Annotated in this window: 17 protein-coding genes and 1 riboswitch; of the genes, 9 read left to right on the forward strand and 8 right to left on the reverse strand. The window is 75.5% G+C overall.

Annotated features, from left to right (window positions below):
- Nucleotide 1: 1 nt before the first annotated feature.
- Entirely contained in the window at nt 2-1,324 is a 1,323-nt protein-coding gene (locus ACFWA9_RS03660; protein WP_352287109.1) for a DUF58 domain-containing protein, read from the forward strand.
- Nucleotides 1,321-3,759: a transglutaminaseTgpA domain-containing protein gene (locus ACFWA9_RS03665; protein WP_380382776.1), complete on the forward strand. Its 2,439-nt coding sequence runs from the start codon at nt 1,321-1,323 to the stop codon at nt 3,757-3,759. Before ACFWA9_RS03660 ends, ACFWA9_RS03665 begins: the two co-directional genes overlap by 4 nt.
- Before the next feature lie 106 nt (nt 3,760-3,865).
- Here ACFWA9_RS03665 and ACFWA9_RS03670 read toward each other — a convergent pair whose 3' ends face one another.
- The 3 genes from ACFWA9_RS03670 to ACFWA9_RS03680 all read right to left on the reverse strand — a co-directional run bounded on the left by ACFWA9_RS03670 (nt 3,866) and on the right by ACFWA9_RS03680 (nt 6,017).
- The gene (locus ACFWA9_RS03670) at nt 3,866-4,255 is read right to left on the reverse strand and encodes a DUF3040 domain-containing protein (RefSeq protein ID WP_329487266.1); all 390 of its coding nucleotides are present in this window, start codon (nt 4,253-4,255) and stop codon (nt 3,866-3,868) included.
- Nucleotides 4,256-4,621: 366 nt separating this feature from the next.
- Nucleotides 4,622-5,374 (reverse strand): methyltransferase domain-containing protein, encoded by a 753-nt coding sequence (locus ACFWA9_RS03675; protein ID WP_329487267.1) that lies wholly within the window; start codon nt 5,372-5,374, stop codon nt 4,622-4,624.
- Between the two features lie 79 nt (nt 5,375-5,453).
- Nucleotides 5,454-6,017, reverse strand: a complete 564-nt coding sequence (locus ACFWA9_RS03680; protein WP_380382778.1) for an SAV_6107 family HEPN domain-containing protein — start codon at nt 6,015-6,017, stop codon at nt 5,454-5,456.
- Between the two features lie 541 nt (nt 6,018-6,558).
- Here ACFWA9_RS03680 and ACFWA9_RS03685 point away from each other — a divergent pair.
- On the forward strand, nt 6,559-7,188 hold the full coding sequence (locus ACFWA9_RS03685; RefSeq protein WP_380382780.1) for a DUF4126 domain-containing protein: 630 nt from the start codon (nt 6,559-6,561) through the stop codon (nt 7,186-7,188).
- A 10-nt stretch (nt 7,189-7,198) separates the two neighbouring features.
- Nucleotides 7,199-8,695: a phytoene desaturase family protein gene (locus tag ACFWA9_RS03690; protein ID WP_380382782.1), complete on the forward strand. Its 1,497-nt coding sequence runs from the start codon at nt 7,199-7,201 to the stop codon at nt 8,693-8,695.
- Nucleotides 8,696-8,721: 26 nt separating this feature from the next.
- On the opposite strand, the gene ACFWA9_RS03695 is transcribed toward ACFWA9_RS03690, so the two are convergent.
- Entirely contained in the window at nt 8,722-9,651 is a 930-nt protein-coding gene (locus ACFWA9_RS03695) for a hypothetical protein (RefSeq protein ID WP_380382784.1), read from the reverse strand.
- A 133-nt stretch (nt 9,652-9,784) separates the two neighbouring features.
- Nucleotides 9,785-10,699, reverse strand: coding sequence for a methylenetetrahydrofolate reductase [NAD(P)H] (metF, locus tag ACFWA9_RS03700; RefSeq protein WP_329487272.1), 915 nt, complete (start codon nt 10,697-10,699; stop codon nt 9,785-9,787).
- A 175-nt stretch (nt 10,700-10,874) separates the two neighbouring features.
- Between metF and ACFWA9_RS03705 the strand changes: the two genes are divergently transcribed.
- Complete coding sequence (locus tag ACFWA9_RS03705) at nt 10,875-11,981, forward strand: polyprenyl synthetase family protein (RefSeq protein ID WP_359834342.1); 1,107 nt, start codon at nt 10,875-10,877, stop codon at nt 11,979-11,981.
- A gap of 58 nt (nt 11,982-12,039) precedes the next feature.
- Here the strand turns inward: ACFWA9_RS03705 and thiE are convergent, their stop codons facing one another.
- Genes thiE through ACFWA9_RS03720 form a run of 3 tightly spaced genes read right to left on the reverse strand, consistent with a single transcriptional unit; the run spans nt 12,040 to nt 14,313 of the window.
- Nucleotides 12,040-12,690 (reverse strand): thiamine phosphate synthase, encoded by a 651-nt coding sequence (thiE, locus tag ACFWA9_RS03710; protein ID WP_380382786.1) that lies wholly within the window; start codon nt 12,688-12,690, stop codon nt 12,040-12,042.
- Entirely contained in the window at nt 12,690-13,055 is a 366-nt protein-coding gene (locus ACFWA9_RS03715) for an Rv2175c family DNA-binding protein (RefSeq protein WP_329487275.1), read from the reverse strand. The genes thiE and ACFWA9_RS03715 overlap by 1 nt, the downstream gene beginning before the upstream one ends.
- A gap of 52 nt (nt 13,056-13,107) precedes the next feature.
- Nucleotides 13,108-14,313 (reverse strand): NAD(P)/FAD-dependent oxidoreductase, encoded by a 1,206-nt coding sequence (locus ACFWA9_RS03720; protein ID WP_380382788.1) that lies wholly within the window; start codon nt 14,311-14,313, stop codon nt 13,108-13,110.
- 98 nt (nt 14,314-14,411) lie between these two features.
- Nucleotides 14,412-14,524: riboswitch (TPP riboswitch) on the forward strand.
- A gap of 3 nt (nt 14,525-14,527) precedes the next feature.
- Between ACFWA9_RS03720 and thiO the strand changes: the two genes are divergently transcribed.
- The 4 genes from thiO to pknB all read left to right on the forward strand — a co-directional run bounded on the left by thiO (nt 14,528) and on the right by pknB (nt 18,553).
- The gene (gene thiO, locus ACFWA9_RS03725; protein ID WP_380382790.1) at nt 14,528-15,688 is read left to right on the forward strand and encodes a glycine oxidase ThiO; all 1,161 of its coding nucleotides are present in this window, start codon (nt 14,528-14,530) and stop codon (nt 15,686-15,688) included.
- A complete protein-coding gene (thiS, locus tag ACFWA9_RS03730; RefSeq protein ID WP_329487278.1) occupies nt 15,685-15,894 on the forward strand; it encodes a sulfur carrier protein ThiS in 210 nt (69 codons plus the stop codon). Before thiO ends, thiS begins: the two co-directional genes overlap by 4 nt.
- 2 nt (nt 15,895-15,896) lie before the next feature.
- Complete coding sequence (locus ACFWA9_RS03735) at nt 15,897-16,694, forward strand: thiazole synthase (protein ID WP_352287088.1); 798 nt, start codon at nt 15,897-15,899, stop codon at nt 16,692-16,694.
- Nucleotides 16,695-16,783: 89 nt separating this feature from the next.
- Nucleotides 16,784-18,553 (forward strand): Stk1 family PASTA domain-containing Ser/Thr kinase, encoded by a 1,770-nt coding sequence (gene pknB, locus ACFWA9_RS03740; RefSeq protein WP_380382810.1) that lies wholly within the window; start codon nt 16,784-16,786, stop codon nt 18,551-18,553.
- Nucleotides 18,554-18,585: the final 32 nt, after the last annotated feature.

An 18,585-nucleotide genomic window follows, 5' to 3' on the forward strand; every position in this document is an offset into this window, starting at 1 on the left:
GGTGGGACCGTCCGACGCACCGTCGGGCCTGCGCGCCGGCCTGAACGGCCTCACCACCCGGGGTCGCTCCTTCCTCGCCGCCGGGGCCACCTCGGTGGTCTGCGCCTACGTGCTCGACCAGGACGCGCTGCTGCGCGTCGGCGTCCTGCTCGCGGCGCTGCCGCTGGCCGCCGCGCTGCTGCTGGCCAACACCCGCTACCGGGTGGCCAGTGGACGCCGGCTCAACCCGCGCCGGGCCGTCGCCGGCCACGAGGCCCGCGTCCACCTGCGGGTGGACAACGTCTCCCGGGTCCCCACCGGCCTGCTGCTGCTGGAGGACAAGGTCCCGTACGTGCTCGGGCCGCGCCCGCGCTTCGTCCTGGACCGGGTGGAGCCGCACGGCCACCGCGAGGTGTCCTACCGGGTCCGCTCCGACCTGCGCGGCCGCTACCCGCTCGGCCCGCTCCAGCTGCGGCTCTCCGACCCGTTCGGGATGTGCGAGGTCAATCGTTCCTTCACCGCCTCGGACGTCCTCACCGTCGTGCCGCAGGTGCAGCAGCTGCCGCAGGTGCGGCTCAGCGGCGAGTGGGTCGGCCAGGGCGAGAGCCGCACCCGCACCCTGGCGCTGGCCGGTGACGACGACGTCATCCTGCGCGAGTACCGGCACGGCGACGACCTGCGCCGGGTGCACTGGAAGTCCACCGCCCGGTACGGCGAGCTGATGGTCCGCCGCGAGGAGCAGCCGAAGAAGGCCCGGGCCACCGTCCTGCTGGACACCCGGGAGTCCGGCCACCGGGGCAGCGGCCCGGCGTCCTCCTTCGAATGGGCGGTCGGCTGCGCGGCCTCGGTCGCCGCGCACCTGCTGGAGCGCGGCTACCAGACCCGGCTGCTCACCGACACCGGCCACTGCGTGCCCGGCCCGGACGCCGGCGGCGGCAACACCGCCGCCGACGCCTCCGGCCTGATCCTGGACGCGCTCGCCGTGGTCGACCTCTCCGACGGCGGCGGGCTCTCCCGGGCCGAGGAGCCCCTGCGCAGCTCCGGCGAGGGCCTGCTGGTCGCCGTGCTCGGCGAGCTGGACGAGGCCCAGACCGCCAGGCTGGCCCGGTTGCGGGGCCGGACCGGCGGCGCCGTCGTCTTCCTGCTCGACACCGGCACCTGGTCCGGCCTGCGGATGCTCGCGCCCGACACCGGCGGGGACGAGTTCCGTGCCCGGGTGCGGCAGCTGCGCGAGGCCGGCTGGACCGTCCTGCCGGTCCGCGCCGGGGACTCCGCGCCGGAGCTCTGGCAGGCCGCCGACCGGACCGAGTCGCCCTCCCCCTACCGAGATGAGGCCGGCGCGTGACCACCCGGGCCAAACTGACCGTCTACTCGGCGCTGGCCACCGCCCTGGCCTCGCTCTGCCTGCTCCCGCTGCTCACCACCAAGGGCTGGATCACCCACGCCTACCTGGTCGTCGCCGTGGTCGCGGCGGCCGGCGCGGGCCTGCGCCGGACCCCGTTCTACCGCTGGACGGTGCCGCTCGGGCAGCTGCTCGTGCTGACCGTCCTGCTGCTGGTCGGCTTCGCCAGCTCGACCGCGCTCTGGGGCGGCGTGCTGCCCGGCACCCAGTCGGTGCACACCCTGGCGCAGGTCCTCGGCCAGGGGCTGGACGACATCCGGGAGTACAGCATCCCCGCGCCGCCCAACCCGGGCCTGCGGCTGATCCTGGTCGCCTCCGTCGGTCTGATCGCCATCGCGGTGGACACCGTCGCGGTCACCTACCGCCGCTCCGCACTGGCCGGGCTGCCGCTGCTGGCGCTCTACTCGGTGGGCAACGGGCTGGCCGGCGACGGCGGCAGCTGGGCCTGGTTCGGCCTCGCCGCCGCCGGCTACCTGGTGCTGCTCTTCGCGGAGGGCCAGGACCGGGTCTCCCGCTGGGGCCGGATCTTCCGCGGCACCTCGCGCCAGGGCGAGGACTCCGGCGCGCTCAGCCAGGGCGGCCGGCGGATCGGCGTCCTGGCCCTCGCGGTGGCCCTGCTGGTCCCGGCCTTCCTGCCGCGCTGGGAGGGCGGACTGATCCACACCGGTCCGTCCGGCGGCACGGCCGCCGGCGGCGCCGGCGGCGGCATCACCACCCTCGACCCGCTGGTGACCCTGGAGGCGGCCCTGGCCACCCCCAGCAACGTCGAGCTGCTCACCTACCGGATGGACAGCAGCCTCGCCGACACCGCCTACCTGCGCACCGGCTCGCTGGACGAGTTCGACGGCACCGCGTGGAAGCTCAGCAACCCCGGGGTGACCGAGCTCAAGACCACCTTCGCCCCGCCGGAAGGCCTGGCGAGCACCAACGTCCCGTCGGAGTCGGGCGACTTCCAGGCCTCCGACAAGCTGGAGTCGGGCTGGCTGCCGCTGCCGTACCCGGCCGCCGGCGTCAGCGTCCCCAACCCCGGCGACTGGCGGGTGGACACCCTCACCGGCACCGTGCTCCCGGACCGGGACAAGGCCATCAAGGGCCTGCGCTACCAGGCCACCGCACTCGACATCCGGCCCACCGCGGCCGAGCTGCGCAGCGTGGGACCGGTACCGCCGAAGATCTCCGACCACTACACCCAGCTGCCCAAGGACCTGCCCGCCTCGGTCCGGGAGAAGGCGCAGGAGGTCACCCGGAACGCGTCCACCGCGTACGACCGCGCGCTCGCGCTGCAGGACTGGTTCACCAGCTCCGAGTTCACCTACAGCACCAAGATCAAGGCCGGTACCGGCAGCACCGCGATCGAGACCTTCCTGCGCGACCGCAAGGGCTTCTGCGTGCACTTCGCCTCCACGATGGCGGCGATGTCCCGCACCCTGGGCATCCCCGCCCGGGTCGCGGTCGGCTTCACCCCGGGCGACGCCAAGGGCAACGACCGGTACTCGGTGAACGGGCTGATGTACCACGCCTGGCCCGAGCTCTACTTCCAGGGCTTCGGCTGGCTGCGCTTCGAGCCCACGCCGACCCGCGGCGTGCAGCCCCGCTACACCGCGCCGGTCGCCGCACCCGCCACCGCGCCGACCCAGCAGCCGACCGCCGCCGCGCAGAGCACCGCTCCGGTCGCGGCGCCCTCCAGCAGCAGCGACTGCGACCCCAAGCTGCGCCGGATGGGCGAGTGCGGGAACGACGGCAAGGCCGCGGCCGGCGCCCAGCAGGACTCCTGGCTGCTGTCCTGGCAGGTGCTGACCACCCTGGCCGCCGTGCTGGCGCTGCTCGCCCTGCTGTTCACCCCGATGATCTGGCGGGAGCGGCTGCGCCGCCGCCGGCTCGGCACGGGCGGACGGCGCCGGCCCGGCGAGGTCGGCCCGGCCGGGCCGACCGACGCCCAGGTGCTCGCCGCCTGGGACGAGCTGATCGACTCCGCCTGGGACCTCGGCATCCCGCCGGTCGATTCGCAGACCCCGCGCGCCGCCGCCCGCCGGATCGCCGAGGCCGCCGAGCTGGACGAGGCCTCGGCGGCCGCCGCCGGGCGGGTGGCGCTGGCCACCGAACGGGTGCTCTACGCCCGCTCCGCCGAGGTGTCCGAGCCCCTGGCGGCGGACGTCCGGACCGCCCGGGACGGCCTGCGGGCCGGCGTCGGCAGGGTCGGCCGGACGAAGGCGGCGCTGCTGCCGCCGTCCGCCGCCACGCTCTGGTGGCGGTTCTCGGACGCGGTCGTGGCCGCCCGGCTCGCGACGCGCGGCCTGGCCTCCCGGGCGGCCGCGCCGTCGCGGCGGGTGCTCGGCCGGCTGCGCCGCCGCGGCGGGGGCGACCGGACGCCGTCCTGACACCGGACGCACACGGAACGCCGACACCGGGCACACGAGGGGAACGCCGAGGGCGGGCAGTCGGATCGACTGCCCGCCCTCGTGGCGTTACGGTTCGGCCGGTGGCTCAGAAGCCGCCGGTCTGTTCGTCCCGGCGGCGCTGCCAGCGCTGCTCCACCCGGTCCATCACCCCCGCCTTGCGGCGCGGTGCCGCGGCCGGCCGCGGGCCGGAGGCCTGTCCCGCGGGCCCGCGCCGCCAGCCGGTGACGGCGAAGACGGCGCACCCCAGCATTACCAGGAACCCGACCACACTGACCCAGATCTGGTCCGGCACGACCATGCCGCCCATCAGCAGCCCGATGCCCACCACGAAGCCGCCGACAGCCAGGTAGACCCGCCGACGGGTGTAGGTGCGCAGCCCGGTTCCCTCAAGCGCCGTCGCGAATTTGGGATCTTCGGCATACAGCGCTCGCTCCATCTGGTCGAGCAGTCGCTGCTCGTGCTCCGAGAGCGGCACGGAGTCCTCCTACTCGTCGGTCGCCGGTGCGACCGGTCCGCCGCCCCGGTCGGGGAGGCAAAGTCCAATCAGCCTTCAGAACACGCGGTCGGACGCCTGTACGGGGGCCCAGGCCCGTGTCGTCCATATGCCCCATGCATCCGGCTGTCATGCTTTCCGGCTTTACCCAGATCATACGGTCCACGGGCTCGTTGCGGGGCGGTCGGCCACGCGTGGGCAGGGCCGTACCGGGCCGTACCCGGCCGCACAGGGCTCAACGCGGCCGACACCGGACAAGTGCCCGACGGCGTGGAATCGGCCGGGACCTGGGGAGCTTCCGCGCGGATCGCGAGGAGACCCGCCGGAGAACGGCGGGAGGAACCGGGGTCAGGCCAGCGTGGCCAGCAGGTGGAGCTGGGTCGCCACGGCGTGGAAGGCCGGCTGCTCGGCGGCGGCCTCCTCCAGCTTGAGCAGCGCCTCCAGCGCGCCCGGCTCGGTGTCCACCAGGACGCCGGGCACCAGGTCGGCGAAGACCCGGACGCCGTGCACCGAGTCCACCCGCAGGCCGGCGCCGGCGGCCAGCCGGCCGAGCTCCTCGCCGCTGAAGCGGCGCGGCATCGGGTCGCTCGCGCCCCAGCGGCCGTCGTCGGCCTCCAGGACGGTACGGGCGTCGGTGAAGTGGCCGGCCAGGGCGCGGGCCAGCACCGCGCCGTTGCGGTTGGCGGCGAGCAGGCTGACGAAGCCGCCGCGGCGCAGGGCGGCGGCCAGGCTGCCGAGCGCCTCGGCCGGGTCGTCCACGACCTCCAGCACCCCGTGGCAGAGCACCGCGTCGACGGTGCCGGGGGCGACCAGCTCGGGCAGCGTCTGGGTGTCGCCCTGGACGGCGCGGACGAGGTCGGTGACACCGGCCTCGGCGGCCCGGCGCTCCAGCGCGAACAGCGCGTCGGGGCTCGGGTCGACCACGGTCACCCGGTGGCCGAGCCGGGCGACCGGCACCGCGAAGTTGCCGGTGCCGCCGCCGGTGTCGACCACGTCGAGCACGGGCTGGTCCAGCTCGGCCGCCCGCTTCTCCAGGGCTGCCCGCACCACCTCCCACACCACGGCGGTACGCAGGGCGCTGCGGGGACGCGTCGGGTACAAGGTCGGGCTCCTTGGCACGTGCAGATGGATCAGGATGCCTCCACCTTAGACCGGGCCGGGAGCCGGACCGTGCCGCCGGTCACCGCCGCGGACCCGGGTCGCGGCCGTCGCCCGGGCCGACGTCCAGGGGCAGCCGCGGGGCGGGCGGCACCGGGTGCAGGCCGAGCAGCCGTTCGACCAGCCGCAGGAAGAGCGCGGAGTTGCGGATCAGGTCGTCGGCGTCGCGGGCCGAGGCGGCGCCCCGGATCCCGGCCTCGGCGGCGGCCCGGCGGCGGGCGCCGGCCGCGTAGTACACCGCCCATTCGGCGAGCTCCGGGGCGATCTCGGGCAGCACCTCCCAGGCGCTGCGGATGGCCTGGCGGCGCCGCGCGTTCTTCTCCGGCCGGCCGCGCGCGGCGAGCACCGCGGCGACGGTGCGCAGCGCGGCGAGGTGGGCGGCGGCGTACCGCTCCAGCGGGTCCTCCCGGGCGCGGGCTCCGGCGAGGGTGCGGTGCGCGTCGGCGAGCAGGTCGAGGGCGGCGGGCGGAGCGGCGATCCGGCGCACCACCGGGTGGACGTCCCCGGTGGCGGGGCGGTGGGCGTCCGGGCGGTGGGCGGCGGAGTGGAGGCGGGTGGTGACGGGCTCAGGACGGCTGATGGTCATGGTCTCCCCCGGTCCGAGGCAGCGCGCGGACCGGGTGGTCCGTGCTCCTCCATCGTGACCGGGGCCACTGACAACGCGGCCGCGCGGCGGGTCCGCGTGCGGGCGGCGGCCCGCCGGCCGCCCCCGTCGGCCCCGCGCCCCACCGCCCCGCACCCCGCCGGAGCGCCGCCCCCCACGGTCGCCGCTCCGGAGCCCCCTCCCGGTCACCGGTTCCCCCCTGACCGCGCTCCGCCGCCCCGTGTCGGCGGTGCGCGGCCTGCGACCGGCTCCCGTACGGACCTTCCGGTGACGTCCGCGGCCCCCGTGCCCGCTGGAGGCACCTGTCCGCCGTCCCGGGACCTCAGCGCCCGACGCGCCGTCGTCCCGGTGCCCCTACTGTCCCGTCTCCGCAGGTCGGGGGCCATCCGCTCAGGTACTCAACCGGGTTTCTGAGTATCCGTACTCAGTCCGTCCGGGGCGGGAACCGCAGGCCGCCCGGGCGGCGTCCCGGTACGGTACGGCGAGCCGGGCGGATCCCGGCGGGCGCCACGAGGAGGAACGGATGACGATCGTTCCGCTGATCTTCACCAGCGGGCTGGCGAGCGGGATCAACGCGTACGCGGTGGTGCTGCTGCTCGGGCTGCTCGGCCGGTTCGGCGGCGCCGAGTCGGTGCCGGCCGCGCTGGAGCGCACCGATGTGCTGGCCGCCGCCGCGGTGCTGTTCCTGCTGGAGGCGGTGGCCGACAAGATCCCGTACGTGGACAGCGTCTGGGACGGCGTCCACACCGTGATCCGCCCGATCGCGGGCGCCACCGTCGGCGCGCTGCTGGCCAGTGCCGACCCGGGCTCGCTGGGCGAGGTCGCGGCGGGGGCGATGGGCGGGACCACGGCGCTGGTCAGCCACCTGGTGAAGGCCTCGCTGCGGATGGCGGTCAACACCTCGCCCGAGCCGGCCAGCAACATCGTGGTGAGCCTGGCCGAGGACCTCTCGGTCGCCGGTCTCGTCACGCTGGCGATCTTCCACCCGTGGGTGGCCGCCTCGATCTCCGCCGTGCTGCTGGCCGTCGGCCTGCTGCTGGTCTGGTTCGCGATCAGCCGGATCCGCCGCTTCCGGGACCGCCGCCGCGAGCGCCGGGCCGCCCGTGCGGCGGCCGTGCGACCGGCGCGGGAGGTGCCCGTCCCCCGGCCGTAGGATGCGGTCCATGGCACGGATCGTCATCATCGGCGCAGGAATGAGCGGGCTCGCGACGGCCTCCCGGCTGGCGACCCTCGGCCACCGGGTGACGGTCTGCGAGGCGACCGGGACGTACGGCGGCATGGTCGGCCGCTACGAGCGGGACGGCTTCGCCTTCGACACCGGCCCCGGGCTGCTCACCCTCCCGGCCGTCTACCGCGACCTCGCGCTGAAGACCGGCCGGGAGCCGCTGGAGCAGCTGGTCGAGCTGGCGCCGGTGGATCCGGAGAGCCGGCACCTGCTCCCCGACGGCACCGACCTGCTGCTGCCCAACGCCTCCCGCGGCGGGGTGATCCAGGCGCTGGACACGGCGTTCGGCACCGGCTCGGGCGCCCGCTGGGCCGAGGTGATGAACCACGGCCGCACGGTCTGGGAGGCCACCCGCCGCCCGCTGCTGGAGGAGCCGCTGCCGGCCGACACCGCGCCGCTGCGCACCGATCCGTACCCGGCGCCGCGGCCCGGTCGCCTCGCCCGCCTGTTCGGTGCCAGGGCGTGGACCCTCGCCGACGTGGCCGCCCGTGGACTCGGCGGCCACGACGGGCTGACCGCCCTGCTGCACGAGCACGCCCTGCGCTTCGGCCTCGACCCGCGCACCGCGCCGGCCGGGGCCACCGTGCTGCCGTACATGGAGCAGTCCTTCGGCGTCTGGTATGTCCGGGGCGGCATCCGGGCGCTGGCCGACGCGGTGTACCGGCGGTGCGAGCGGCGCGGGGTGGAGTTCCGCTTCGACACCCGGGTCGAGGAGGTGCTGGAGAAGGACGGCCGGGCCTGCGGCGTCGACACCGCGGCCGGCCGGATCGACGCCGACGTGGTGGTCTCCGCGATGGACGCCCGGGTGGTCTTCTCGGAGTACCTCGGCACGGCCGGCTCCCAGGACGCCTGGCCGTCGTCGATGGAACGGCTGCACGACGCCCCCGGCCGCGTCGTGGTGCTGCTCGCCCTGCGCGGGGAGCGCCCCGCCGGGACGGCGCACCGGACGGTGGTGCACGCCGCCGACCGCGCCGCCGAACTGGACGGGATCTTCCGCGCCGGCGCCCCGCTCGCCCAGCGGCCGACCGTCCAGGTGCTGCGCCCGGACGACGCCTCGCTGCACCCCGCCGGCCACGAGGCCGTGGTGCTCACCGCGACCACGCCGGCGATGGGGTTCGACTGGACCGGACCGGGCGTCGCCGAGCGCTTCGCCGACCGGATGGTCGCGCAGGCGGACTCGGCCGGTCTGGGCCTCGGTGAGCGGGTGCTCTGGCGGGTGGTGCGGACCCCGGCGGACACCGCGCGGGAGACCGGTTCCTTCCTCGGCTCCGTCCCGCTGCCCGCCCTGGCGGGCGCGCGCGGCGCCTACCTCCAGGCGCCGACCGAGGAGGCGCCCGGCTTCTACCTGGTGGGCGGCGCCGCCCACCCCGGCGGCGGGCTGGCCCGGGTCGGCATGTCGGCCTGCATCGCGGCCAACCTCATCGGCCCGGCCTGAGCCGCTCCGGACCGGCGGACGGGAGTTCAGCCCTGCTGCTGCCAGGTCGGCTGCTGCTGGTAGCCGTACTGGTCGTACTGCGGCTGCTGGGGGATGCCCTGCTGCTGCGGGTAGGGCTGGTGCTGCTGGTCGGCCTGCTGCTGCTGGTCGGCCTGCTGCTGCCACTGCTGCTGCTGGGCCTGCTGCGCATGCTGGGCCTGGTCGTAGCCGTACTGGTCGGGCTGCTGCTGGTAACCGCCGTACGCGTCCACCTGCGGCTGCTGCTGGTAGCCCGCGTACGGGTCCGGCTGCTGCTGGTAGGTGCCGTAGCCCTGGTCGTAGGCGAAGGCCGGCTGCTGCTGGGCCTGCCACTGCGGCTGGCCGTTCGCGTCCCAGCCGGGCTGCTGCTGCGAGGTGTCGTAGCCGGCCTGGTAGGCCTCGGCGTACGGGTCGGGCTGGGCCTGCGGCACGGGCTGCTGCTGCTGCTCGTAGTAGCCGGGGGTGTAGACGCCGTCGGCGGCGATCTCCTGCATCTCGAAGGCGGCGGTCTGCTCGACGGCCGGGACGTCCTCGGCCACCGGGGCCGGGGCCGGGCTCTCCTCGACCGCGCTGACCGTGCCGATCCGGTCGGCCGCCACCGCGGTGGCCACCACCGCGCCACCGGTCAGCGCGCCCAGCAGGGGCACCCTGGCCAGCGGGCCGGGCAGCCCGCCGTCGGCCCGGCGCAGCGACCAGCCGGCCGCGTAGCCGCGTTTCACGGAGAGGGTGACGAGGGTCTGGCCGACCGCGAAGAGGGCCGCGCCCGCGCCGATCAGCGGGACCGACCCGGCCGCCATCCCGGCCGGCACGCCGAGGAAGCCGGTCAGGGCGAGGGCGCGCCAGTGCACCGGCGCGCGGTTCTGCAGCAGCAGCTCGGCCAGCAGCCAGAGCGCCACGACCGCCAACGCGCCGTACAGCAGCAGGTATCCGATGCCCATCCGCCCGCTACCTCCAGTCGCGTGCCCGCGCGCGCCGCGCGTGTTCGGCGACTGTACCGGTTGAACGGTCCGGGTACCGCATCGCGTTCCCGGCCGGAACGGCGGGCCCGGCCGGCCGGGAACGGCGGCCCGCTCAGCGCTGGTGCAGGCCGAGGTTCTGGTAGATCTCCAGCGTCGCGGTCGAGTGGTTGAGCGTGATGAAGTGCAGCCCGGGGGCGCCCTCCGCCAGCAGTCGCTCGGACATCGCGGTGGCGTGCTCCATGCCGATCGCGCGCAGCGCGGCCGGGTCGTCGATCGCGGCGCGCAGCCGCTCCTCCAGGTCGGGCGGGAAGGCCGAGCCGCTCAGCTGGGGGAAGCGCTCCAGCTGCTTGGCGTTGGTGACCGGCATGATCTCCGGGATGATCGGCGCCTCGCAGCCCGCGGCCGCGACCCGGTCGCGCAGCCGCAGGTAGTCGTCGACCTCGAAGAACATCTGGGTGATCGCGTAGTCGGCCCCGGAGCGGATCTTCGCCACGAAGTGCCGGATGTCCTCGTCCCAGTCGGTCGAGCGCGGGTGCATGTTCGGCGAGGCCGCGACGCCCACGCAGAAGTCGCCGATCCCCTTGATCAGCTCCACCAGCTCGTAGGCGTAGGTGACACCGTCCGGGTGGCTGACCCACTCGCCCGTCGGGTCGCCGGGCGGGTCGCCGCGCACCGCGAGGACGTTGCGCACGCCCTGGTCGGCGTACTGGCCGATGATGTTGCGCAGCTCGGCGACCGAGTGGTCCACCGCGGTCAGGTGGGCCACCGGGGTGAGGGTGGTCTCGGTGGCGATCCGCCCGACCATGTTGACCGTGCGCTCGCGCGAGGAGCCGCCGGCTCCGTACGTCATGCAGACGAAGTTGGGGTCGAGCGGTTCGAGGCGGCGGATGGCGTCCCAGAGGCGCTGCTCACCGACCTCGGTCCGCGGGGGCATGAACTCGAAGGAGAAGGACCGCTTGCCGGCCGCCAGAAGCTCGCGGACCGTCGAAGCGCGGTCTGTTCTGGTGGAAGCGATGCCGAGTGCCATGGGGGCAGGTTAACCGTCGGCCGAAGGACACGGACAACCCGGTTCCAGGTATTGAGACAACTGGTGGACGACCGTCCGCTTTCCGTCCGAACGGGTGCACGGCCCTCCCCGACGGCCGTTCGCGGCCGTCCGGCTAGGCTTGCCGGACCCCCAGCGAACCCTCCGGAGCCTCATCGTGACCTCGTCCAGCAACCGGCCGGCCAACCCGATCGACGTGGAGGACGTCCGCGAGCGCGTCAACGCCGCGCTCGCCGGGTTCATGGACGGCCAGTCGGCCCTGCTCGGGAAGATCTCCCCGCAGCTGGCGCCCGCCGTCGAGGCCCTGCGCGACTTCCTGCTGGACGGCGGCAAGCGGCTGCGCCCGGCGTTCTGCTACTGGGGCTGGCGCGGCGCCGGCGGCCCGGCCGCCGGCGAGGCCATCGCGCACGCCGCGGCCGCCCTGGAGCTGCTGCAGGCCAGCGCGCTGGTCCACGACGACCTGATGGACCGCAGCGACACCCGGCGCGGCCTGCCCTCCGTGCACCGCCGCTTCGAGGCGCTGCACCGCGCGAGCGGCTGGCGGGGCGACCGCGAGCAGTTCGGCGCCTCGGCGGCCGTGCTCCTCGGCGACCTGCTGCTGATCTGGTGCGACGAGCTGTTCCTGCGCTCGGGCCTGGACCCGGCCGCGGTGCTGGCCGCCAAGCCGGTGTTCGACCTGATGCGCACCGAGGTCATGGTCGGCCAGTACCTGGACGTCCTGGAGCCGGTCGCCGGGGACTCCACCGACGAGGGCGCGCTGGACCGGGCACAGACCGTGCTGCACTACAAGTCGGCCAAGTACACGATCGAGCGGCCGCTGCAGGTCGGCGCACTGCTGGCGGGCGCCGGGCCGGAGCTGGTCGAGGCGTACGGCGCGTTCGGCCTGCCGCTGGGCGAGGCGTTCCAGCTCCGTGACGACCTGCTCGGCGTCTTCGGGGACCCGGCGGTCACCGGCAAGCCGGCCGGGGACGACCTGCGCGAGGGCAAGCGGACGCTGCTGGTCGCGCACGCCATGCGGGGGCTGCCCGCCGCCGACGCCCGCCACCTGGACGACCGGCTCGGCGCGCCGGACCTGGCGCCCGAGGAGGTGTCCCGGCTGCGCGAGCTGGTCGGGCGCAGCGGCGCGCCCGAGCTGGTGGAGCGGCGGATCGAGGAGCTGATGCGGCAGTCGCTGGCCGCGCTGGAGGCGGCCCCGCTGGCCGACCGGCGGGCCCGCGAGGTGCTGCTGGCGCTGGCCGAGGCCGCCACCGTCCGCAAGTACTGAGCCGGGTGTCCGAAAAAGGGGCACCCGGACGTACCGGGAACGGCGGCAGCCGTCCGGGTCAGACCGCGCGCAGCCGCCGGGCGAACGCGGCGGCCGCCGCCCGCGGGTCGTCCGCGGCGGTGATCGCGCGGACCACCACGACCCGGCTCGCCCCGGCCGCCAGCACCTCGTCCAGGTTGCCGAGGTCGATGCCGCCGATCGCGAACCACGGCCGGTCGGTGCTCTGCTTCGCCGCGTACGAGACCAGGCCGAGGCCGGGCGCGTGGCGGCCCGGCTTGGTCGGGGTGGGCCAGACCGGGCCGGTGCAGAAGTAGTCGACGCCGGGCTCGACGACCGCCGCGTCCACCTCGGACTCGGCGTGGCAGGACCGGCCGATCAGTACGTCCTCGCCGAGGATCGCCCGGGCGGCGGGCACCGGCAGGTCGTCCTGCCCGAGGTGCAGCACACCGGGCCGGGCCGCGTGCGCGACGTCGGCGCGGTCGTTGACGGCGAGCAGCTTGCCGTGGCGGCGGCAGGCGTCGGCGAAGACCTCCAGGGCCGCCAGTTCCTGCTTGGCCTCCAGGCCCTTGTCGCGGAGCTGGACGATGTCCACCCCGCCGGCCAGCGCCGCGTCCAGGAACGCGGCGAGGTCGCCCTGCTCGCGGCGCGCGTCGGTGCAGAGGTAGAGCCGGGCGTCGGCAAGGCGCCGGCGCGGTGTGTCCGCCGCCATCAGATCAGCATCGCCTGGGCGCGGCGCTTCACCTCGGTGCCGCGGTTCTCCTGCAGCGCCTGGATCGGGCTGCCGGGCAGCGACGGGTCCTCGGTGAAGAGCCACTCCAGGATCTCCGCGTCGTTGTACCCGCAGTCGCGCAGCACCGTCAGGGTGCCGGACAGGTGCTTGACCAGGCCCGGGCCGTCGATGAAGGCGGCCGGCACCTGGAGCGACCTGTTCGGGCCGCGGCGGACGGCGATCAGCCCGCCGTTCTTGACCAGGTCGCGCACCTCGGTGACCCGGACCCCCCACTGCTCCGAGATGTCGGGCAGGTACATCCAGTCGGTGACCAGGGATTCAATCTTGCTTTCGATCTCACTCACGTCACCAGACTGCCACCTCCGGGGCCCGCCGCGCACCAACCGGCCCCGCGGACTACCCGGCGACGGCCGACTTCAGGGCCACCGCCGGGTCCGCCGCGCGCACCGGATCGAGCACCGCGGCGCGCTCGACCAGCCGGCGGCCCTGGGTGAGATCGCGCGGGCGGTCCACCGTCAGCAGGGCCCGCAGCACGCCGTCCCGCAGCCAGAGCACCGCCCAGGACGGGTCCTGCGGGGAGCCGCGCCAGAGCAGTTCGTCACCCTCGCCGTGCCGCCCGGCGTACTGCACCGTCCGGCCGAACTGCTCCGACCAGAAGTACGGCACCGGGTCGTACGCCACCTCCGCGCCGAGCACGGCGGCGGCCGCCGCCGCACCGGACTGCAGCGCGTGGTCCCAGTGCTGGACGGTCAGCCGGGCGCCGGCGCGGGCCGACGGGTAGCTCACGCAGTCACCGGCCGCGTGGACGCCGGGCAGCGTGGTGCGCAGCCGCTCGTCGACCAGGATCGCGCCGGCGGCGTCCAGCGCGACCCCGGAGCCGGCCAGCCAGCCGGTCGCCGGGCGGGCGCCGATGCCGACCACCACCTCGTCGGCGGGCAGGTGCGAGCCGTCCGCCAGCAGCACCGCGCCGGGCTCGACCGCCGCGACGCCCACCCCGCAGCGCAGCTCCACGCCGGCCTCGGCGTACCAGGCCGCCATCGCCCGGCCGATCACGGCCGGCAGCGCGCCGGGCACGGGCGCCCGGCCCGCCTCGACGACGGTGACCTCGCAGCCGGCCGCCCGGGCGGCGGTGGCCACCTCGGCGCCGATCCAGCCCGCGCCCACCAGGACCAGGCGCAGGCCGGGCCGGAGCAGGGCGCGCAGCGCCAGCGCGTCGTCCAGGGTGTGCAGCAGGTGGGCGCGCTCGGCGCCGGGCAGGGCGCGCGGGGCGGCGCCGGTGGCGATCACCAGGGCGTCGTACGGCAGGTCGCCGCCGTCGGTGCGCAGCACGCCGGGGGTGAGGCCGGTGGCGCGGCGGCCGGTGAGCAGTTCGACGCCGAGCTGCGCGAGGTCGAGGTCGAGCGGGGTGGCGTCGGCCTTGCCGAGCAGCACCTCCTTGGAGAGCGGCGGCCGGTCGTACGGGGTGTGCGGCTCCTCGCCGACCACCACGATCCGCCCCCGCCAGCCGCCCTGCCGCAGGCCCGCGGCGCAGTGCGCCCCGGCCAGCCCGGCCCCCACCACGACCACCTGATCCGTCCCGCTCAGCTCTGCCACGCCCGTCACTGTACTGGCGGGCGCCCGGGGCACCAGAGGGCCTCGGGCGCCCCGCGTCCGCCCCTCGTACGCGCCTTCGGTGGCGGCGACCCCCGGAGTTATGGTGGGGGCACCATCACGGGAGCCCGGCGGACCGGGCTGAGAGGCGGGCTTGCACGGCCTGCGACCGTCCGAACCTGATCCGGGTCATACCGGCGAAGGGAGAGCAGCGACTTTGACACGCTTGGCAGCAGGTACCCATGCCCACGTGCTGGTCGTCGGCGGCGGCATCATCGGCCTCGCCGTCGCCTGGCGGGCGGCCCGGCGCGGACTGACGGACATCGCGGTGGTCGACCCCGACCCGGGCGGCGGGGCCGCCCGGGTGGCCGCGGGCATGCTGGCCCCCGTCACCGAACTCCAGTACGGCGAGGAGCCGTTGCTGCGCCTCGGGATGGCTTCCAACGAGCGGTACGCGGCCTTCGCCGACGAGCTCACCGAGGCCTCCGGCGGCCGGGACACCGGCTACCGCCGGTGCGGCGCCGTCGCCGTCGCCCTCGACTCCGACGACCGCGAGGAGCTGCGCGAGCTGCACGCCTTCCACGGGCGGCTCGGCCTCGACTCGCAGTGGCTGACCGGCCGGGAGGCCCGCAAGCTGGAGCCGATGCTCGCCCCCGGCGTCCGCGGCGGCCTGCACGTCACCGACGACCACCAGGTGGACGGCCGCCGGCTGGCCGCGGCGCTGGTCCTCGCCTGCGAGCGGGCCGACGTGCGGCTGCACCGCACCGAGGCCACCGAGCTGCTGCTCGAGGGCGACCGGGCCGTCGGCGTCCGGCTGGGCACCGGGGAGACCCTGACCGCCGACCGGGTCGTGCTCGCCGCCGGCTCCCGCAGCCATCTGCTGCCCGGCCTGCCCGCCGGTGTGCTGCCGGCGATCCGCCCGGTGAAGGGCCAGATCCTGCGGCTGCGGATCCCGCCGGCCTACCGGCCGTTCCTCTCCCGCAACGTCCGCGCGGTGGTGCGCGGCCAGCACCTCTACCTGGTGCCGCGCGAGGACGGCGAGCTGGTGATCGGCGCCACCAGCGAGGAGCAGGGCTACGACACCACCGTCACCGCCGGCGGGGTGTACGAGCTGCTGCGCGACGCCCACGAGCTGGTCCCCGGCATCACCGAGCTGCCGCTGGTGGAGACCTCCGCCGGGCTGCGGCCGGGCTCGCCGGACAACGCGCCGCTGCTCGGGCCGACCGCCCTGCCCGGCCTGGTCGCCGCCACCGGCCACTACCGCAACGGCGTGCTGCTCACCCCGGTGACGGCCGACCTGCTCGCCGAGTACCTGGTCACCGGCACGACGCCCGCGCTCGCCGAGCCGTTCTCCCCCACCCGCTTCACCACGAAGGTCCCCGCATGAGCGAGATCGAACTCACCGTCAACGGCGAGCCCCGCCGGGTGCCCGCCGCCACCACCCTGGCCGAGGTGGTGACCACCCTCAGCCGGGCCAACTCCGGCGTCGCCGCCGCCCTCAACGAGGCCGTGGTGCCGCGCGGCTCGTGGCCGCTGACGCGACTGGCCGCGGGCGACCGGGTCGAGATCCTCACCGCCGTCCAGGGAGGCTGACCATGGCCGACGACGTGTTCACCATCGCCGGGACGGCCTTCGGCTCACGCCTGATCATGGGCACCGGCGGCGCCCCCAGCCTGGACGTCCTGGAACAGGCGCTGCGGGTCTCCGGCACCGAGCTGACCACCGTGGCGATGCGCCGGGTCGACGCCACCACCCAGGGCTCCGTCCTGGACGTGCTGACCCGCAACGGCATCCGCGTGCTGCCCAACACCGCCGGCTGCTTCACCGCCGGCGAGGCCGTGCTGACGGCCCGGCTGGCCCGTGAGGCGCTCGGCACCGACTGGGTGAAGCTGGAGGTGATCGCCGACGAGCGGACCCTGCTGCCCGACCCGATCGAGCTGCTGGACGCGGCCGAGACACTGGTCGACGACGGCTTCACCGTCCTGCCCTACACCAACGACGACCCGGTGCTGGCCCGGAAGCTGGAGGACGTCGGCTGTGCGGCGATCATGCCGCTGGGCTCGCCGATCGGCTCCGGTCTGGGCATCCGCAACCCGCACAACTTCCAGTTGATCGTGGAGAGCGCGACCGTCCCGGTGATCCTGGACGCGGGCGCCGGCACCGCCTCGGACGTGGCCCTGGCGATGGAGCTGGGCTGCGCCGCGGTGATGCTCGCCTCGGCGGTGACCCGGGCCCAGGAGCCGGTACTGATGGCCGACGCGATGCGGCACGCCGTGGAGGCCGGCCGGCTCGCCCACCGGGCGGGCCGGATCCCGCGCCGCTTCCACGCCGAGGCCTCCTCGGCGATGGCCGGCCGGGCCGCGCTGGACACCCGCGAGCGCCCGGCGTTCTAGGCGGTGTCACAAGCCGGGCACAGAGCGCCCCGGGAGCGGTGTCTCCCGGGGCCGGTGCCGGGCGCCCCCACTACACTCGCCGGGTGGACATGGCACTGGACGACCCGCTGATCGGTACCCTGCTCGACGGCCGGTACCGGGTCGAGCAGCGCATCGCGGCCGGCGGGATGTCCACCGTCTACCGGGGCACCGACACCCGGCTCGACCGGGTCGTGGCGGTCAAGGTGATGCACCCCTCGCTCGCCGGCGACGAGGACTTCACCGGCCGGTTCATCCGCGAGGCCAAGGCGGTCGCCCGGCTCGCGCACCCCAACGTCGTCAACGTCTTCGACCAGGGCGCGGACGGCGCCCACGTGTTCCTCGCGATGGAGTACGTGCCCGGCCGGACCTTGCGCGACCTGCTGCGCGACCGGGGCGCGCTCTCCATCCGGGCCGCCCTGGACGTCCTGGAGCCGGTGCTCGCCGCGCTCGGCGCCGCCCACCGGGCCGGTCTCGTCCACCGCGACGTCAAGCCCGAGAACGTGCTGATCACCGACGGCGGCCTGGTGAAGGTCGCCGACTTCGGCCTGGTCCGGCTGCTGAACGCCGCCGACGGCGCGGCGAGCTCCGGCACCGCGACCACCGGCACCGTCCTCGGCACCGTCTCCTACCTGGCCCCCGAACAGATCCGCCCCGGCGCCGGGACCGACCAGCGGGTGGACGTCTACGCCGCCGGCATCCTGCTCTACGAGCTGCTCACCGGCCACCGTCCGCACACCGGCGAGAACCCCGTCCAGGTCATGTACCGCCACCTGCACGAGGACGTCCCGGCGCCCTCGCTGACCGTGCCGGGCGTCGGTCCCGAGCTGGACGCGATAGTCGCCGCGGCCTGCGCGCGCGACCCGCGGGACCGCCCGTACGACGCGGTCGAGCTGCTGGCCGCCCTGCAACGGGTCCGCCGCGCGCTCACCCCCGCCCAGCTCGACGCCGAGCCCCCGGCCTCCACCCGGCCGAGCCCGCGGTACCCCACCAACGAGCCGACCTCGGTGATCCGGCCGGCCGTGGTCGCGCCCCCGGTCGAGCGCACCAGCGTGCTGGACGTGCCGCCGGAGGTGATGGAGCAGCTGCTCACCGAACCGCGCCCGTACGACGAGCCCGCGCCGGTGCGCACCCGGCGCCGCCCCGGCCCGTGGCGCCGGCTCCCGCGCAAGCCGCTGATCTGGACCTCCGTCCTGGCCGCGCTGGTGCTGCTGGTCGGCGGCACCACGTACGCGCTCTCCGGCGCGCTGTACACGTCGGTACCGGGCGTGATCGGCAAGGACCGCGGCGAGGCGCAGCGGATCCTCGACGGCGCCGGGATGCACGGGCGGTTCACCGAGGTGTACAGCGAGAGCGTCCCGGCCGGTCAGGTGATCTCCACCGACCCCGGCGTCGGGGCGCGGGCGCGCAAGAGCGACGCGGTCGGGGTCACCGTCTCCCGGGGGCCGAAGCGGATCGCCGTGCCCGAGCTGGTCGGCCGGCCCGCCGAGCAGGCCGCCGCCGCCCTGAGCGGCGTCCAGCTGGCGCGCGGCGGCGTCACCGAGACGTACAACGACACCGTGCCGGAGGGCTCGGTGATCAGCAGCTCGCCGGTGGCCGGCCAGCAGGTGCCGGAGAACACCCCGGTCTCGCTGGTGGTCAGCAAGGGCATGGTGGCCGTCCCGGACGTCACCGGGATGTCCAAGGACGACGCCGCCAAGGCACTGCAGGCCGCCGGGTTCGCCATGCAGAGCAGCGGGGTCAACCTGTTCGGCACCGGCAAGGTCTCCAGCCAGTCCCCGGCCCCGGGCGAGCGCCGCCCGCAGCGCACCGTGGTCACGGTCAACTTCCCGTTCATCTAAGGATTTTGCCCAGCCTTGGGGTCACGCGACGT

Source organism: Kitasatospora sp. NPDC059973 (genome assembly GCF_042737525.1).
GTDB lineage: Bacteria > Actinomycetota > Actinomycetes > Streptomycetales > Streptomycetaceae > Kitasatospora.

Coding starts and splice junctions, on each gene's coding strand:
- ACFWA9_RS03680 (WP_380382778.1), bottom strand. CDS start 6,017: ATGACCATCAGCCGTCCTGAGCCCGTCACCACCCGCCTCCACTCCGCC.
- metF (WP_329487272.1), bottom strand. CDS start 10,699: ATGGCACTCGGCATCGCTTCCACCAGAACAGACCGCGCTTCGACGGTC.
- thiS (WP_329487278.1), top strand. CDS start 15,685: ATGAGCGAGATCGAACTCACCGTCAACGGCGAGCCCCGCCGGGTGCCC.
- ACFWA9_RS03735 (WP_352287088.1), top strand. CDS start 15,897: ATGGCCGACGACGTGTTCACCATCGCCGGGACGGCCTTCGGCTCACGC.
- thiE (WP_380382786.1), bottom strand. CDS start 12,690: ATGGCGGCGGACACACCGCGCCGGCGCCTTGCCGACGCCCGGCTCTAC.
- ACFWA9_RS03690 (WP_380382782.1), top strand. CDS start 7,199: ATGGCACGGATCGTCATCATCGGCGCAGGAATGAGCGGGCTCGCGACG.
- ACFWA9_RS03695 (WP_380382784.1), bottom strand. CDS start 9,651: ATGGGCATCGGATACCTGCTGCTGTACGGCGCGTTGGCGGTCGTGGCG.
- ACFWA9_RS03685 (WP_380382780.1), top strand. CDS start 6,559: ATGACGATCGTTCCGCTGATCTTCACCAGCGGGCTGGCGAGCGGGATC.
- pknB (WP_380382810.1), top strand. CDS start 16,784: ATGGCACTGGACGACCCGCTGATCGGTACCCTGCTCGACGGCCGGTAC.